Annotated in this window: 13 protein-coding genes; 8 read left to right on the top strand and 5 right to left on the bottom strand. The window is 53.5% G+C overall.

Annotation, left to right across the window (positions count from 1 at the left end; translation table 11 throughout):
• Positions 1 to 1989 precede the first annotated feature (1989 nt).
• From K6R05_RS20230 to K6R05_RS20200, 7 genes are all read left to right on the top strand, one after another.
• Positions 1990 to 3192 (top strand): AAA family ATPase, encoded by a 1203-nt coding sequence (locus tag K6R05_RS20230; RefSeq protein WP_161736566.1) that lies wholly within the window; start codon positions 1990 to 1992, stop codon positions 3190 to 3192.
• Positions 3189 to 4160: a ParB family protein gene (locus tag K6R05_RS20225; RefSeq protein WP_222925684.1), complete on the top strand. Its 972-nt coding sequence runs from the start codon at positions 3189 to 3191 to the stop codon at positions 4158 to 4160. The genes K6R05_RS20230 and K6R05_RS20225 overlap by 4 nt, the downstream gene beginning before the upstream one ends.
• Before the next feature lie 220 nt (positions 4161 to 4380).
• Positions 4381 to 5307, top strand: coding sequence for a fructokinase (gene cscK / locus K6R05_RS20220; RefSeq protein ID WP_222925683.1), 927 nt, complete (start codon positions 4381 to 4383; stop codon positions 5305 to 5307).
• A gap of 160 nt (positions 5308 to 5467) precedes the next feature.
• Positions 5468 to 7003 carry a carbohydrate porin gene (locus K6R05_RS20215; protein ID WP_222925682.1) on the top strand — a complete coding sequence of 512 codons (1536 nt, stop codon included), beginning with the start codon at positions 5468 to 5470 and terminating at the stop codon, positions 7001 to 7003.
• A gap of 67 nt (positions 7004 to 7070) precedes the next feature.
• Positions 7071 to 8441, top strand: a complete 1371-nt coding sequence (locus K6R05_RS20210; RefSeq protein WP_161736562.1) for a sucrose-specific PTS transporter subunit IIBC — start codon at positions 7071 to 7073, stop codon at positions 8439 to 8441.
• On the top strand, positions 8441 to 9850 hold the full coding sequence (locus K6R05_RS20205) for a sucrose-6-phosphate hydrolase (protein ID WP_222925681.1): 1410 nt from the start codon (positions 8441 to 8443) through the stop codon (positions 9848 to 9850). Before K6R05_RS20210 ends, K6R05_RS20205 begins: the two co-directional genes overlap by 1 nt.
• A 29-nt stretch (positions 9851 to 9879) precedes the next feature.
• The gene (locus K6R05_RS20200) at positions 9880 to 10884 is read left to right on the top strand and encodes a substrate-binding domain-containing protein (protein WP_222925680.1); all 1005 of its coding nucleotides are present in this window, start codon (positions 9880 to 9882) and stop codon (positions 10882 to 10884) included.
• 28 nt (positions 10885 to 10912) lie between these two features.
• Here the strand turns inward: K6R05_RS20200 and K6R05_RS20195 are convergent, their stop codons facing one another.
• The 4 genes from K6R05_RS20195 to K6R05_RS20180 all read right to left on the bottom strand — a co-directional run bounded on the left by K6R05_RS20195 (position 10913) and on the right by K6R05_RS20180 (position 14693).
• A complete protein-coding gene (locus K6R05_RS20195) occupies positions 10913 to 12103 on the bottom strand; it encodes a cytochrome P450 (RefSeq protein WP_222925679.1) in 1191 nt (396 codons plus the stop codon).
• A 22-nt stretch (positions 12104 to 12125) separates the two neighbouring features.
• Entirely contained in the window at positions 12126 to 12671 is a 546-nt protein-coding gene (locus tag K6R05_RS20190; protein WP_222925678.1) for a chorismate mutase, read from the bottom strand.
• Positions 12672 to 12992: 321 nt separating this feature from the next.
• Positions 12993 to 14159 carry a zinc-dependent alcohol dehydrogenase gene (locus K6R05_RS20185; protein WP_222925677.1) on the bottom strand — a complete coding sequence of 389 codons (1167 nt, stop codon included), beginning with the start codon at positions 14157 to 14159 and terminating at the stop codon, positions 12993 to 12995.
• Positions 14160 to 14693, bottom strand: a complete 534-nt coding sequence (locus K6R05_RS20180; protein WP_161736556.1) for an SRPBCC family protein — start codon at positions 14691 to 14693, stop codon at positions 14160 to 14162. It lies immediately after the preceding gene.
• 215 nt (positions 14694 to 14908) lie between these two features.
• On the opposite strand from K6R05_RS20180, the gene K6R05_RS20175 reads away from it, so the two are divergent.
• Positions 14909 to 15154: a hypothetical protein gene (locus K6R05_RS20175; RefSeq protein ID WP_161736555.1), complete on the top strand. Its 246-nt coding sequence runs from the start codon at positions 14909 to 14911 to the stop codon at positions 15152 to 15154.
• A 1-nt stretch (position 15155) separates the two neighbouring features.
• Here the strand turns inward: K6R05_RS20175 and K6R05_RS20170 are convergent, their stop codons facing one another.
• Entirely contained in the window at positions 15156 to 16067 is a 912-nt protein-coding gene (locus K6R05_RS20170) for an N-acetyltransferase (protein ID WP_222925676.1), read from the bottom strand.
• Between the last annotated feature and the right edge of the window lie 164 nt (positions 16068 to 16231).

Below are 16231 nucleotides of genomic sequence, written 5' to 3'. Positions count from 1 at the left end.
TAGGAAGATCCGTGATGTGAACAGGCGAGAGCCGCTGTTACTCAATACAGTGGATACTAGCACTCACTATAGCGGTTAATCTACTTGCCATAGTGGTTATTTATCTCGATACAGTGGTTGTTTTACTCGCTATAGTGGTTAGCCATCCTTCTTTATCGCAGTGATACCAAGGGCTAAGGCGGCATGGGGATCTTTCAGGACCTTTAAAGGGATCTAATGTGGATCTGTTATGGGATCTATTCAGTGGAAAACTTGCCCAAAAAAATCAGCAGGTCCGTCAGTTAACACCTTAGCCTTCTCAGATAACGTACTGTTTTATTACCCAGGATAAGAAAAATGACAGCGGCCGGGCTTATACACATCATAAAGCACGCTCTACTCGCTACAGTGGTTATTGCGTACTCGCCAGCGCGGTTGGTTTACTCGCTATAGTGGTTATTGTACTCTCTCCAGTGGTTATTCTTCTCGCTACAGTGGTTACCAACACCCTTTCAGACCTTGTGCTACGTGGCTTCAGAGCCTGCAGGGATCTGTTAAGGATCTCAATTTGATCTATTGAGGATCGACCAATTGGATCTGGCCTGTGAATAACGGGGATAAAACATACCTGATTCAGAAATCATCGAGGCTGACATCAGACAGATTTTCAGTTGCGGATATGAAATAGAGAATCGCTATAAGCAGGTAATTACCTGTTAACGCAATCGGTTACTGGCAAGACAAGACATGAAACCAGACATCCGCTGATAACCTTGTAGGTGTAAAGGTTTTTAGCCCTGAGGAAATAATTTGGCGCTATTCAGATAATACTCCGGGAGTGGAGCGCAATTTTCACCATGAATTAAATTACTTATGTATTTGATAGTAAAGAAATATTTTAAAATTTTCACTGTGAAAACACCAGCAGCATAACGCCAGATTCAGCTTTTCTGAGGCTTAAACATCGTTTTATTATGTCCGATGAGCTCTCTTCTTACTGCATTAAAGTAGCCATAAATTAGTTTGAAATAAGGTACTCTTTTACCCGGCATAATCAACACGGCTCATAAAGGAACTCGTTATGCATAATCACATTATTATCTGAAAGCAGGTAATCCTTGATAAGGAGAGGAAAGAAAGTGGATGGGCCTACTGGTGCGCAAATGATTTAAAAAATTAAATTATGCAGATTTCCTTTTGCTGCTTATGCGAGGTTTTATTACTTATTACTATCTCGCCTGACGTTCTCAATCCCCTGCTCCGTTCAAAGGTATCAATATTTCATCGTGGTAATTCATAACGCGACTAAACCGATTGGTTGAAAGACCGCTTTTTTATGGGAAAAATAATTAGTCAGAAATAACAAAAGAATCTCTATCAGATGTAATGAAAAATGCTGCTGGACCAAGCTGGAAAGCACTCATGCAGACTTTAAACAAATCGTAATCGAGTAATGTAAAGGTATGAACTACTGGCAGGGCTAACAAGGGTTTACTGACAGTATGGCTACTTATCAATTTCATCAACGTTTAATTCACTATGGTTGATCATAACCCATGCTCTGGTAATGTCTGATGAAAAAAATTTACAAATAATAGTAAGCTTGATAAAACCCGTTTTCAATACACATTTTCACCAAGCGTATATTCATTTAAGATTATGATTTTAATAGAGATATCTGATATTTTCATGATGAAAACACCATGTGGAGCGTCTGTAATATGGGTCAGCGTTGCTGGCCGATCATTTCTGCCTTACCAAAAAACAGATATCGAGTGCTGACATCCGCCATCCATTATGAAACTTAACTCTGATGTCTGTTCAACATACTCAAACTGAATGAACAAAAGTCATAGAGCTTAAGCAAACCTCTTTTACAGCCAACCATAAATCTCAGATCATCATTCCACTACCTGAGACAAAAAATCCAGGTTTTTGGCATTTTCCTAAAAAATTGGCAGATATTCGCTTTTTGTGTAGTATGCAAAAAACATTAACGCAGAGGGGCTTATGAAGCGTGATTATGGTGGAGTGCTGGAGATGGCAACACGTGCCAACTCCATGTTACATGGACTCAGTGACCACATTGAGCAGCAGCGTCAGGAATTTAACCAGACAGGGTTTTACCAGACTTTCTCTCGCAATGCTGTAGCAAATATGCCACTGCTGAGTAAGCACGCTGTCGTCGCCGCGATTAGTGATATGGAAGCAGCAGGATACCAGTTTGGTAAAAAGCAAACCGGCAGTACATCGCAATATGCCCTGACCATTCAGAACGTCGTCGACATTTATCAGCATCGTAAAGTGCCTAAATATCGCGATCGGCATGCTGGCCCCTTTGTCGTGTTTGTTGTCAGTCTTAAAGGCGGCGTCTCTAAAACCGTCAGCACCGTGACGCTGGCTCACGGTATGCGCGCCCATCCTTCTATGCTGCACAATGACCTGCGTATACTGGTTATCGATCTGGATCCACAGGCATCGAGCACGATGTTCCTGAGCCATACCAACAGTGTCGGTTCCGTACTGGAAACAGCAGCGCAGGCTATGCTCAACGATCTGGATGCAGATCAGCTTCGTGAGCAGTTTATTAAGCCTACCGTTATGCCCGGCGTTGACGTTATTCCGGCCTCAATCGATGATGGCTTCGTTGCCAGCGACTGGGAAGAGCTGGTTGCTGAACATCTGCCCGGTGTTGCGCCTTCAGAGGTCCTTCGCCGTAATGTGATCGATCGTCTGGCAGGTGACTATGATTTTATCTTCCTTGATACCGGTCCTCATCTTGATTCCTTTATGCTGAATGCCATCGCGGCCAGCGATGTGCTGTTGACACCGACGCCACCGGCACAGGTCGATTTCCATTCCACCATGAAGTATCTGACGCGCCTGCCAGAAATGCTGGAGCGTATCGAGTCCGAAGGTATCGAACCGCGGCTCAAAGCTAATATCGGCTTTATGTCTAAGATGACATCCAAGCATGACCACCTGACGTCGCAAAGTTATGCACGTGAGGTGTTTACTAAATCGATGCTGGACTGTGGCTTACCTCGTCTTGATGGATTCGAGCGTTGTGGCGAATCCTTTGACACGGTAATCAGTGCTAATCCCGCTTCCTATCCCGGCAGTGCAGACGCCCTGCGTAAAGCCAAATATGAAGCTGAGCAGTTCTCAAGGGCTGTGTTTGATCGCATCGAATATATCAGGAGTACCCTGTGAGCAAACCTATACAGCGCATTGGCCGCAAGTTCGGCGATTCTGCTATTGCGAACATGATCGACAGCAGCAGCCAGTCGCGCACCTTTACGCTGAAGTCAGGTGCGAAGGCAACTTTTGTGCGCCAGCTGGTCCTGCATGATGATATAGAAACCCGAACCAGTGTTGACCCGAAGATCAACGGACGTGATCAGAGCACGCTGACGCCGGAATCGCTGCAGGAAATCACCCGTACGATTACACTGCAGCAGTTTTTCCCGGCCATTGGTCGCGTAAACGGCGACCGGATTGAGATTATGGATGGTTCGCGCCGTCGTGCTGCCTGCATTCTTTCCGGGGCCAGTCTGGAAGTGCTGGTTACTGCAGATGAACTGAGCCTCAGCGATGCGCGTCAGCTGGCTGCTGATATTCAGACGGCTAAAGAGCATAACCTGCGTGAATTAGGTCTGCGCTTTATGCTTATGAACGAAAGTGGCATGAGCAAATCAGAAATTGCTAAAGCGGAAGGCATCTCAAACGCTAAGGTCTCACGTGCATTTCAGGCCGCATCTGTGCCCGCTGAGTTTATCGAACTCTTCCCGGTCGTTTCTGAGCTGACCCTTCAGGATTATCAGTTACTGCTTGATGTCTGGGAGGAGGCGAAAGCGGAAGCGATGGATGCCGCCGGACTGGTCAGCGAAATCCAGCAAAAGCTGGAGGCAGATGATTCACTGCAAAACGCTAATTCAGATGAGAAGAAGAGCGCAATCCTGAATGGTTTCAAAAGCGCCCGTCGTCAGTTAAAAAAAACTGCACCGGTCAGCAAAATGGTGACGGAAAAGCTGGCAACGTTTACTACAGCCAATACCTATGCGCGTCGTAAAACCAACGATGAGAAGCGCACCGTGCAGTATGAATTCAGTCGTTTGCCAAAAGAGATTGCTGAACAGATTGATGCGTCGATCAGAAAGATACTCTCTACGCTTAAATAATCTTCATCACACATCACTGACAATCAAACCGGCCGCTGTGCCGGTTTTTTTTATACCTGACCTCTGCCCGTAATTATCGGACATGTGCCTGTTCGGCTCTCTACCATAAACGTCTTATGTTAATCACATATCACTTCAGCATGTTAATGCTTGAACCTTACGCCATTTAGCGCTATAGCTAAAACGGTTTAGCTTTTGGGTTTAATCATAGGAGTTTTTTATGTCTGTTCGCGTATGGTGCCTCGGGGATGCCGTGGTCGATTTGCTACCCGAAATGCCGGGGCGCCTGATGCAATGTCCTGGCGGAGCACCGGCCAATGTTGCCGTTGGCATTGCCCGACTGCAGGGAAACAGCGGTTTTATCGGACGGGTGGGTGCCGATCCTTTTGGTGAGTTTATGCGGCAGACGCTAAATGAGGAGAATGTTGATACCCGCTATATGATCGCTGATTCACAGCATCGCACGTCAACCGTGGTGGTCGGTCTGGATGAGCAGGGCGAGCGCACCTTTACCTTTATGGTGCGGCCCAGTGCCGACCTGTTTCTTGAAACGTCCGATCTGCCCGAATTTCACCGAGGGGAGTGGCTGCATTGCTGTTCAATTGCCTTAGCGGCGGAACCTTCACGCACCGCGACGCTGACCGCTATGAAACAGATTCGGGCGGCAGGCGGCCATGTCAGTTTCGATTTAAATCTGCGGGAAGATCTCTGGCCCGACCCGGCGCTGCTGCATACGGTGGTGAACGAGGCCCTCAGTCATACAGACGTGGTGAAACTCTCCGACGAAGAACTCGACTTTCTCAGCCCGGCTCAGGAAGCGGCTGTCAGCATGCCGCAGCTGGCCGCGAAATTCAGCATTCGCTTGTTACTGATGACACGGGGCAGGGAAGGGGTGATGGCCTGTTATCAGGGCCGAATCACCCACCATGCTACCACGCCCGTTAACAGCGTCGATACTACCGGTGCAGGTGATGCCTTTGTGGCCGGATTACTCTGGGAGCTGGCGAAGTCAGGTCTGCCTGTTAATGAATCGCAGCTTGTCAGCTGCCTACTGACTGCCCAACGTTGTGGCGCACTCGCCACCACGGCAAAAGGTGCCATGACAGCACTTCCCTTGCGCCACCAACTGGACGATCTGGCTGGCTAATCGTCATCTGACAGCCCTGTTTTGCGAGCTATCTCACAATCACTAAACCGGTTTAGCATTTTTCATTGCAGAGGGAAATTACCCGTGGCTATGATTTGCGCCTAAACCGGTTTAGCAAAAAAATCGGTGATGATAGCCTCTCATCAGGGATATAAAAAAAATGAAACTAAGCACGTTAGCCATCGCCCTCTCTGCAATATTCTTTTCCACATCCGTCTGGGCCGATCCCAGCATGAGCAGCATCGAAGCCCGCCTGGCGGCAATGGAGCAGCGACTGCAGGCTGCCGAGCAGCGAGCGAATGCGGCTGAAAGCCGTGCAGAGGTCGCCGAAAAACAGGCTCAGATGGCTGAACGGCAGGCTCAGCAGCTGGCGGCGGTTCAGCAGCAGACCCAGACCTCCACCGCTGAGGTCGCGCAGCGCACCGCGAAACTGGAACAAAAATCTGCCGATGAAGGTGGCTTTGAATTCCACGGTTATGCCCGCTCCGGATTATTGATGAACAGCTCCGCCGCCAAAACGCAGGGCGGCCCGACCGTAACCCCGGCTGGAGAAACCGGCGGTCACGTCGGGCGTCTGGGTAATGAGCCGGATACCTACGTTGAGCTCAACCTTGAACATAAGCAGACGCTGGATAATGGTGCCACCACCCGCTTCAAAGCGATGCTGGCCGATGGACAGCGCACTTATAACGACTGGACGGCCGCCAGCAGCGATCTCAACCTGCGTCAGGCGTTTGTCGAACTGGGACAACTTCCCACCTTCAGCGGTGCATTCGATAACGCAACGGTCTGGGCAGGTAAGCGTTTTGATCGTGATAACTTTGATATTCACTGGATCGACTCCGATGTCGTGTTCCTTGCCGGAACCGGCGCCGGTATTTACGACATGAAATGGGCAGAGCAGGCGCGCAGCAACCTCTCGCTTTATGGTCGTACCTTCGGTGACATCGAAAACAATGAAAACACCGCGCAGAACTACATCCTGTCGCTGAATAATTTTGTCGGCCCGGTGCAGATGATGGTCAGCGGTATGCGGGCGAAAGATAACGACGATCGTCGGGATATCGACGGCCTCCGTGTTAAAAGCGATGCGGCCGGAACCGGCGTCCATGCGCTGCTGGGCCTTCATAACGACAGCTTTTATGGGCTGACAGAAGGCACGTCGAAAACAGCCCTGCTCTATGGTCATGGCCTGGGCGCTGAGGTGAAGTCGATTGGTTCTGACGGCGCACTGTTGCCGGAAGCGAACACCTGGCGGCTGGCAAGTTACGGGATCACTCCCCTTGGCGGCGGCTGGCACATTGCGCCCGCCTTACTGGCACAGCGCAGTGACGATCGCTACGTCAAAGGTGACAGCTACGACTGGGCGACAGTCAACCTGCGGCTGATTCAGGAAATCACGCAGAACTTCGAGATGCAGTATGAAGGCTCTTATCAGTACATGGATCTGCGTCCGGAAGGTTACAACAACCGTAACGCGGTCAGCGGCAGCTTCACCAAACTTACTGTTGCGCCAACCCTGAAAGCCGGTGATGTCGGCGACTTCCTTAAACGTCCGGAAATTCGTCTGTTTGCAACCTGGATGAACTGGGATCACCGGCTGGATAACTATGCCAGTGACGACGCGTTCGGCAGCAAAGGTTTCGATGCCGGCGGTGAATGGAACTTCGGTGTACAGATGGAAACCTGGTTCTGATCGGGCGGCCCCGGCTGCCGGGGCCTGAACGTCACGCGGATAAAAACATAACAAGAGTGAGGTATGTATGGACTATGTAAAAATATCGCGGGCCCTGCTGCCCCTGCTGGGTGGTAAAGAGAACATCGCCAGCGCGGCTCATTGCGCGACCCGACTGCGGCTGGTGCTGGCGGATGATGAGAAGGCGGACACAAAAGCGATTGGCCAGATTGAAGGCGTTAAAGGCTGCTTCCGCAACGCGGGACAGCTTCAGGTTATCTTCGGCACCGGCGTGGTGAATAAGGTCTACGCCGCTTTTATCGCCGAGGCGGGCATCAGCGAATCGAGCAAGTCAGAAGCTGCTGATATTGCCGCCCGCAAGCTCAATCCTTTCCAACGCATCGCTCGCCTGCTATCGAACATCTTTGTGCCGATCATTCCGGCGATCGTGGCGTCGGGTCTGCTGATGGGCCTGCTGGGGATGGTTAAAACCTACGGCTGGGTCAATCCGGAAAATGCGCTCTATATCATGCTGGATATGTGCAGCTCGGCGGCCTTTATTATCCTGCCGATCCTGATTGGTTTTACGGCGGCCCGCGAGTTTGGCGGTAACCCGTTTCTGGGTGCCACGCTGGGCGGCATTCTGACGCATCCGGCGCTGACCAACGCCTGGGGCGTTGCCGCCGGTTTCCACACCATGAACTTTTTCGGCATTGAAGTGGCGATGATTGGCTATCAGGGTACGGTATTCCCGGTACTGCTGGCGGTGTGGTTTATGAGCATGCTGGAAAAGCAGCTGCGTCGGGTGATCCCGGATGCGCTCGATCTGATCCTGACCCCGTTCCTGACGGTGATTATCTCCGGCTTTGTCGCGCTGCTGATTATCGGTCCGGCGGGCCGTATGCTGGGCGATGGTATCTCCTTTGTGCTCAGCACCCTGATTGCGCACGCCGGCTGGCTGGCAGGTCTGGTATTTGGCGGACTCTATTCGGTAATTGTCATCACCGGTGTCCATCACAGCTTCCATGCGATTGAGGCGGGACTGCTGGGCAATCCTTCGATTGGCGTGAACTTCCTGCTGCCCATCTGGGCGATGGCAAACGTCGCTCAGGGCGGGGCCTGTCTGGCGGTGTGGTTCAAAACCCGCGATGCGAAGATCAAGGCGATTTCGCTGCCCTCCGCGTTTTCAGCACTGCTGGGGATCACCGAGGCGGCTATTTTTGGTATCAACCTGCGGTTTATGAAACCCTTTATCGCGGGTCTGGTGGGCGGCGCGCTGGGCGGTGCCTGGGTGGTGTCGGTCCATGTTTATATGACGGCGGTCGGACTGACCGGCCTGCCGGGTATGGCGATTGTCAAAGCGGGTTCTCTGCTCAATTATGTCATCGGCGTTGCTATCGCGTTCACCACCGCGTTTGTAATCTCTTATCTGCTCAAATACAAAACGGACTCTGAATAATGGCCTCATCAACACGTCTTGCCGCCATTCTGCAGGCGGTGATGCAGGGTATGCCAAAGGCGCTCAGCGACAGCCACTATCCTGGCTGGCATCTGGCACCGGTTACCGGGCTGCTTAACGATCCCAACGGCTTCATCCATTTCGACGGTCACTATCATCTCTTCTACCAGTGGAACGCGCTGGGCTGTGCGCATCAGCATAAATGCTGGGGGCACTGGCGCTCAGCCGATCTGCTGAACTGGGAGCATCAGCCCATCGCGTTGATGCCGGATGAGGAGTATGACCGCAGTGGCTGCTACTCCGGCAGCGCAGTCGACGATAACGGCGTACTGACACTGGTCTACACCGGCAACGTAAAATTCGATGATGGTTCGCGCACGGCGTGGCAGTGCCTGGCACAGCAGAACAGCGCGGGCGGTTTTGACAAGCTTGGCCCGGTCATTGCCGTGCCGGAGGGTTATACAGGCCACGTTCGCGATCCTAAAGTGTGGCGTCATGACGATCGCTGGTACATGGTGCTGGCGGCACAGAATATGCAGCGGCAGGGCAGGGTGCTTCTGCTGCGTTCTGACACGCTGCGGGAGTGGCAGAATCTCGGCGAGATCGCGGGCAGTGAACTGGGCGGCCTGGATGCCGCGGGTTATATGTGGGAGTGCCCGGATATGTTCACGCTCGGCGACAGCACCTATCTGATCTGCTGTCCGCAGGGCGTTGCGCCCGAAGAGAAGCGTTATCTGAACAGTCACGCCTGTGCCTGGCTGAGTGGGGAGCTGGATTATCAGCAGCCTGCATATCAGCACGGCCCGCTGAACGAAATGGATGCCGGCTTTGAATTTTATGCTCCGCAAACCACGCTGACCGCTGATGGCCGACGTCTGCTGGTGGGCTGGATGGGGACGCCGGACGGTGAAGAGATGGCCCAGCCAACCGTGGCGCAGGGGTGGATCCACCAGATGACCTGTCTGCGCGAGCTGAGCTCACGTAACGGCCGGCTCTGTCAGCAGCCCATCGCGGAACTGCAGGCCTTGCGCGGGAACGAGCAGCACTATCAGGGCCGCGCCGATGATGCGCCGCCGATTGCCGCCCAGCGGCTTGAAATTGAGCTTGCGAGCCAGGGCGACATCGAACTCAATTTCGCCGATACCCTGATCCTGACCTGGCAACACAACGAACTGCGGCTTGCCCGTCGCAGCCTGGTGTCGGGTGAATGGATAACCCGCTACTGGACCGGTGCAGCGCGTCGATTGCAGATCCTGTGTGACCATTCGAGCGTTGAGATCTTCATCAACGACGGGGAAGGGGTGATGAGCAGCCGCTATTTTCCGGACCAGCCGGCGCTGCTGACCCTGCGCGGGCGCGCAGAACTGCAGGCCCGCTACTGGTCGTTACGTCGCTGCATGGTAGAATAAACCCTTGTTTCACTAACCGATGTCTTGCCGTGAGAAAAACAAAACGCGTTACCATCAGTGATATCGCCGGGCTGGCCGGGGTTTCAAAAGCCACTGCCAGCCTGGTGCTCAACGGCCGTGGCGAAGAGTTACGGGTTGCGAAGGAGACGCGAGAGCGGGTTCTGACGCTGGCCCGCGAACACCATTATCAGCCCAGTATCCATGCGCGGATGTTGCACGATGCCCGCAGTCATACGCTGGGGCTGGTGGTACCGGAGATCACTAACCACGGTTTCGCTGCCTTTTCTCATGCGCTGGAAAATCTCTGCCGCGCGGCGGGTCTGCAGCTGCTGATCTCCTGTACCGACGAAAATGCCGGTCAGGAGAGGGTCGTAGTCAACAATCTGGTGGCACGTCAGGTCGACGGGCTGATTGTTGCCTCCAGTATGCTAACCGACAGCGACTATGTCAGTCTCAGCGAACAGCTGCCGGTGCTGCTGTTTGACCGCCACATGAACAACACGAAGCTGCCATGGGTCATCACCGATGCCGTGACGCCCACCGCTGAGCTGGTTGAAAAGCTGGCGCGCGCCTGTCCGGAGGAGATCTACTTTATGGGCGGACAGTCCGATCTTTCCCCGACCCAGGATCGTCTGGCGGGATTCAGAGAGGGGCTGGCGCGGGCGGGTGTGACGCTGCAGCCGGAGTGGATTATTCAGGGGAACTACCATCCCGGCAGCGGCTACGAGATGTTTGCCGCGCTATGTAAGCGACTGGGGCGTCCACCCAAAGCGATGTTCACTGCGGCCTGCGGCCTGCTGGAAGGGGTACTGCGCTACATGAGTGAGCACAACCTGCTGACCAGCGATATCCGCATCGCCAGTTTTGATGACCACTATCTCTATGATTCACTCTCGATTTCTGTCGACACTATAGAGCAGAATGTTCCGGCGCTCGCGCAGGCCTGTTTTTCTATGCTGACCACGATGATTGCCGGAAATGATCCAGCAGACAGCCAACTGGTGCTGCCCGCCACGCTGCGTCTGCGCGGTTAATCGCCGGGCGCAGCTGGCCCGGGCGGCTTTACCACTCGACCGGCAGTGCGCTGACACCGCGCAGGTTGGCTCTGTGGTTGCGGCGAACCCCGGCGGTTACCAGCCGCATGGCTGGCAGTCGGGTCAGCAGTACCTGTAACGCCACCTCCATTTCCGCCAGTGCCAGCCGGTAGCCCATGCAGTGATGTATCCCGCCACCGAATGCCAGGCAGCGTCCCTCATGCCGACGGATATTGACCCGCTCCGGCGAGGTAAAGACAAGCGGGTCGTGATTGGCTGCGCCCAGACTCAGAAAGAAGCGCGTTCCGGGCGGGATGAGCTGGCCTGCCACCTCAATCTCTTCCAGCGTCGTGCGGTAAAGCATCTGGACCGAACTGTCGTAGCGCAGACATTCCTGTATAGCATCGGGTATCAGCGCAAGATTCTGCTGCAGACATGCCAGTTCCTGCGGATGGTCATGCAAAGCCAGAATGGTATTACAGAGCATATTTGAGGTGGTCTCATGACCGGCAAGAAACAGAAGTATCACATTGGCGATGATCTCATCGTGACTTAGCCGGTCACCGTCGTTACCGCTACGCAGGAAAAGGGACACCAGATCACTGGCGCTGCTGTCACGGCGCGCGACGATCAGGGCGCTGAAGTAACTCTCCAGTACGGCAAACGCATCGGCGGCTTCAAGCAGATCTGTCTGGCTGATTTGCGGGTCGAAAACTTTGACCAGCACAGACGTAAGTCGACCCAGTTCAGGCGCATCCGACTCCGGGACTCCCAGCATCCTGCAGATAATACGTACCGGTAGCGGAAAAGCGAATGCCTGGACTAAATCGCAGGTGCGAAGGCCTGCCAGTGCATCAATCAGATCATTGGCTATCGTCAGCGCCATCTCTCTGAGGGGATGAATCTCCCGGGCGCTGAACGCTTTCATGACCAGTGCTCTCAACCGGTTGTGGTCCGGCGGATTCAGCACCAGAAACATTCTGCCGATGCTCTGAAACAGCGGCATGTCGGCGGCGGCATCACCAAATCTTAACCGGACACTTTCTATATAATTCTTACCGACCCGCCGATCGTTCAGCAGGGCATCCACCACCGCGTGACTGCCGCTGATGATGATCTTATCCCCGGCTGGAATAAGCGGGCCCTGCCGATGGAGTTTCCGATAAAGCGGTAAGGGATTGTCAGCGTAGTCGGGGTTCATGAGTTCATGAAGCTGCATAGCTTACTCCAGGACTTGAGGATTAATGCGAGCGCTGAATGCGGGCGAGAGAAGCGAAAAGGTTGTTTTTATCACTTTCGCTGAGGTGGGGGGCCGTGAGCTGTGACATCAGAAACACGTTGTCCTCCTGCGAGAAGCTACCGGTCATCAGGCGCTGGCTGATCGCAGCCAGGAGCTGGGTATCCAGCCGTTCAATCTGCTGCCGGGTCCCGGCCAGATCGGTGACGGATACGTCACTCTCCGGTGTTGAGAGCCAGTCAGCCCGATAGCGATACTGAATCGCTTTGCTGGCGTTCATCAGAGCCTGGACAAAAGGTTCAACCGATTGAGGTTCAAGTCCTGCCTGCTGCGCGTTATGCAGCATATTTTCCAGAACAACCTGCTCACGAGGCAGATCCTCAACAGGTAAATGATGCTGCGCCTTATAACCCGCCACAGCCTTCATGACCTGCATGCGTTCATTCAATGCGGTGGAAAGCGCGTCGAGTGATACGGAAGAAACCGAACCTGCGAAAACGGTGCTGCACATGAACAGTGAAGAGAGAAAAACCGCCACATATTGCGTCATTGGCCTGCTCCATAAATGAAAACTGGCACTAATTTACGCATGAAAAAATAACTTAGTGTGATTATTTTGTTTTCAAAATGTGAACAGGCAGAAGTGTCCGCATGGCGTTTGCAGGGATATGATTCAGATGTGTTTTTTTCACTTCACGTTCATAAAAAATTCATATCTGCATGGCGTTATGGTGGGTTAATTCAGATTCAGCCTGGCCGTGACAGGCTCTTATCATCTGTCTTTCAGCGTCCGAAAATAAGTGGGATTTTTGCCAGGGTTCAGGAAAGGTCTCGCCGGGCGGCAGCGCCGCCCGAATCGGTTTATGTGTTTTCAGGGTACGAACACGGCACGAACGCAGCCATCTTCTTTGTGTTTAAACATCTCATAGCCTCGCGGGGCCTCTTCCAGTGGAAAACGATGTGTCGCCATAAAAGCCGGATTAAGTTCATTTCTGGCAACATGCTCCAGCAGGCGATGCATGTAGCGTTGCCCGTGCTGCTGGGCGGTACGAATAGTCAGGTTTTTATTAATCATCAGCCCCAGCGGAAACTTATCCATCACGCCATACACCCCCAGAATCGCGATGTTGCCGCCTTTACGGCAGGCATATAACGCCTGGCGCAAGGCTGCACCGACATCCGTTTCCAGATGCAGCATCTGTTTGGTCTTGTCATAGACCTGACTTAATCCTTCACCGCGGGCTTCCATGCCGACAGCATCAATACAGCTGTCCGGGCCGCGCCCGCCGGTTAATTCCAGCAGCGCTTCGTTGATATCGACCTCGGTGTAATCCAGCGTGATGCTGCCTGCGAAGTCGCGTGCCATGGCCAGCCGTTCAGGATAGCGATCGATACCAATGACCTGATGCGCACCCATCAGCCAGGCGCTTTGCTGTGCCATCAGTCCGACACCGCCACAGCCCCAGACCACCACGGTGTCACCCGGATGAATATTACAGAAGTCGGCACCCATATACCCGGTCGGCGTCGCATCGGAGAGGAACAGCGCCTGCTCATCGGTTACGCCTTCGGGCACGACGAAGCAATCATTGTCGGCAAAGGGCACGCGAACATACTCTGCATGTGAACCCGCATAACCGCCAAACGCGTGGCTGTAGGCGTAAATGCCGCCCGTGGCATGACCCAGCACCGTTTCGCCTTTCTCCCACTGCGGATGCGTATTGTCACAGCAGGAGGGCAACTGATGCTGGCAATACCAGCAGGAGCCACAGGAGATAAAAGAGGGCACCACTACCCGATCGCCGCGCCGGATATTTTTTACCGCACGGCCAACTTCAACGACCTCGCCCATGAATTCATGACCCAGGATATCGCCCTCCCGCATACTCGGGATCAGGCCGTCAATGACGTGCAGATCGGAGCCGCAGGTGGTGGTGAGCCTGACGCGAATAATGGCATCATGAGGATTGAGCAGACCCGGGTCGGCCACGGTTTCAACGCTTAAATCGTTGACGCCATTCCAGCAGAGTGCGCGCATTTATTTCTCCTTATCCTGACGTCCGCCATGACGACCCGCAGGCTGCCCGTGCAGGGTAGGAATCTCACCGGTTTCAGCCAGACTTTTAAAGCGATGTAACGCTTTGCTGGCCACCTCTTTTGGCAGCAGATCAAATAACGTTGTTACCTTTTTTCCCAGTGCGCCACCCGGCGGCGTGAACTGCAGAGTCAGAGCCAGCTCGGTGCCCCATTCCCCCGGCGCCGGGCGCAGTCGCAGTTCACCTTCGTTAGGAATGTCTGCATCCTCAAGCGAGCGCCAGGCAATAACTTCGCCTGGCTGCGCTTCAACAATGCGGGAATCCCAGCGGTAGTGCTTACCCAGTGGGCCCTCAATCTGCCAGTGTGCATCGCTTTTATTGACCGGTGTCACGCTGGCAAAGTGGCTCATAATGCGGGGCAGAGTATCGGGCTCAAGCCACAGGTTAAAAAGCTCGGTAGCGGGCAGGCCTACAGTAATCCAGCGCCGTAGCGTGAGGGTATTATCACTGGCGGTAATCAGAGATGTTGATGTCAAAATGTCCTCCGATAGTTCTCTCAGTGGAACAAAATCACTGATTTTGAGTTAAGAACAGCTGGCGGAATTTTGCGAGCGAAGCCGCGCCCTGCAGGGCTATAAAGCTTCTGCGATGCATGCCGGGTTATGCGAACAGAGAGGCGTCATGCCTGTCGGATAGTCGGTAGAATACGTGCCGCCAGTTTGGTCATTTTTAGCAGCAAAAAGAGGCAGATATGTCTGTAACTGAAACGTCAGCCAGGGGTGAAAATGTCGCGGAACTCGTCGGCCCCCTGGAAAAACAGGCGGCGAACCGTGCGGATGTCAACTGGCACGACGGTCTGCAAAGCAGAACCAGAATCGCACTGGAAAAAAGTAATCATGTGGTTGAGGCAAAACGGATCGGCGCAGAAGAGAGCCTGAACCTGAAGCTGCGTGTTTACAGCATTCAGCATAAATTGATTGAGCTGGCGCTGGGGTGATTTAAATGGCCCGCTGGTCCGCCCGTAAATCTGCTGGGGTAAAAAAGTGATATTTCAGCACGCAGCGCCGTCCGGCATTTTGCGCGCTTCGCAGAGAAGGCGTATTGCCGGGCAGAATGGTGCCGGTCAGCATCGCATGCTGACCACAGTAATGGTGAAGCTGCTGCAGCAGACGCTGTTGAGCGCGTGCAGCGAGTCCACGACCCTGATACACCGGCAGAATCACCTCATCCATGATCTGAAATCCCTCAATAAAAGCCAGTCGTCGCGGCACACAAATCATCAGCCCAGCCACCATGCCCTGCCAGAGGATCAGAAAAACATGCCCTCCGGCAATATCGTCCCGTAATTCCTGCCTGCTGGTGGCCATCAGCTGATCCCGCAGATGCGGAAGCGTGTGCCAGCTGGCACGATAAGCGCGGTTAATGGCGGAGCTACAGAGGGGATAATCTTTCCGGCAGGCCGTAATCAGCGAAACCTCTTCGTCGTCAGACGCGGAGTGTGAGCCTGGAACGCTAAGGTAAATCAGCTGATCGGTTATACCAATATCGGGATTGGTGGCAGGTAACAGAATACGCATCTTCAGCGGCTTGATCGTTTGCCACTCACGCATGATGGCGGCTGCGGCTGCGTAATCCAGTGCGCCATCACGGGCCACGATCTCAATAAAAGGCTGAGCGGGGTCGCCGCCGAGATAGCGCGGGCCGGTGAGAAAACGCTGGCCGTTAATCGTCAGTTCGCGCTGCAAAAATGTGTGCTGGGGCAGGCCGGTTTCACGCCAGGGGAAGGCGGCGGAGAAGTGATGATCGTGGCATAGGGCCTGCTGCTGAGTCAGCCAGCTGGCAAGCCAGTCGCTGAGACATTCAGATGAGACAGGCACAGTACGGTAGAGCGATAACATATAATTCAGCATAAGATTCCTTATTGCCCGCCGTCAGTAATCTCCTGCCTCTCTGCGTACACTACAGAACCGTGCCGATAAGGCTGCTGAGAGTGTAAACGATACGTTCGCTTTATGACCATCACCATCGCATCGGTCAGCAGGAATATTTAACGTTTCATAACGGTTCCGGACCT

This window comes from Pantoea alfalfae (assembly GCF_019880205.1).
In the GTDB taxonomy this organism is placed as follows: Bacteria; Pseudomonadota; Gammaproteobacteria; order Enterobacterales; family Enterobacteriaceae; genus Pantoea; species Pantoea alfalfae.
The sequence above is the reverse complement of the archived record's forward strand: the minus strand, read 5'-3'. Positions and strand labels throughout refer to the sequence as shown.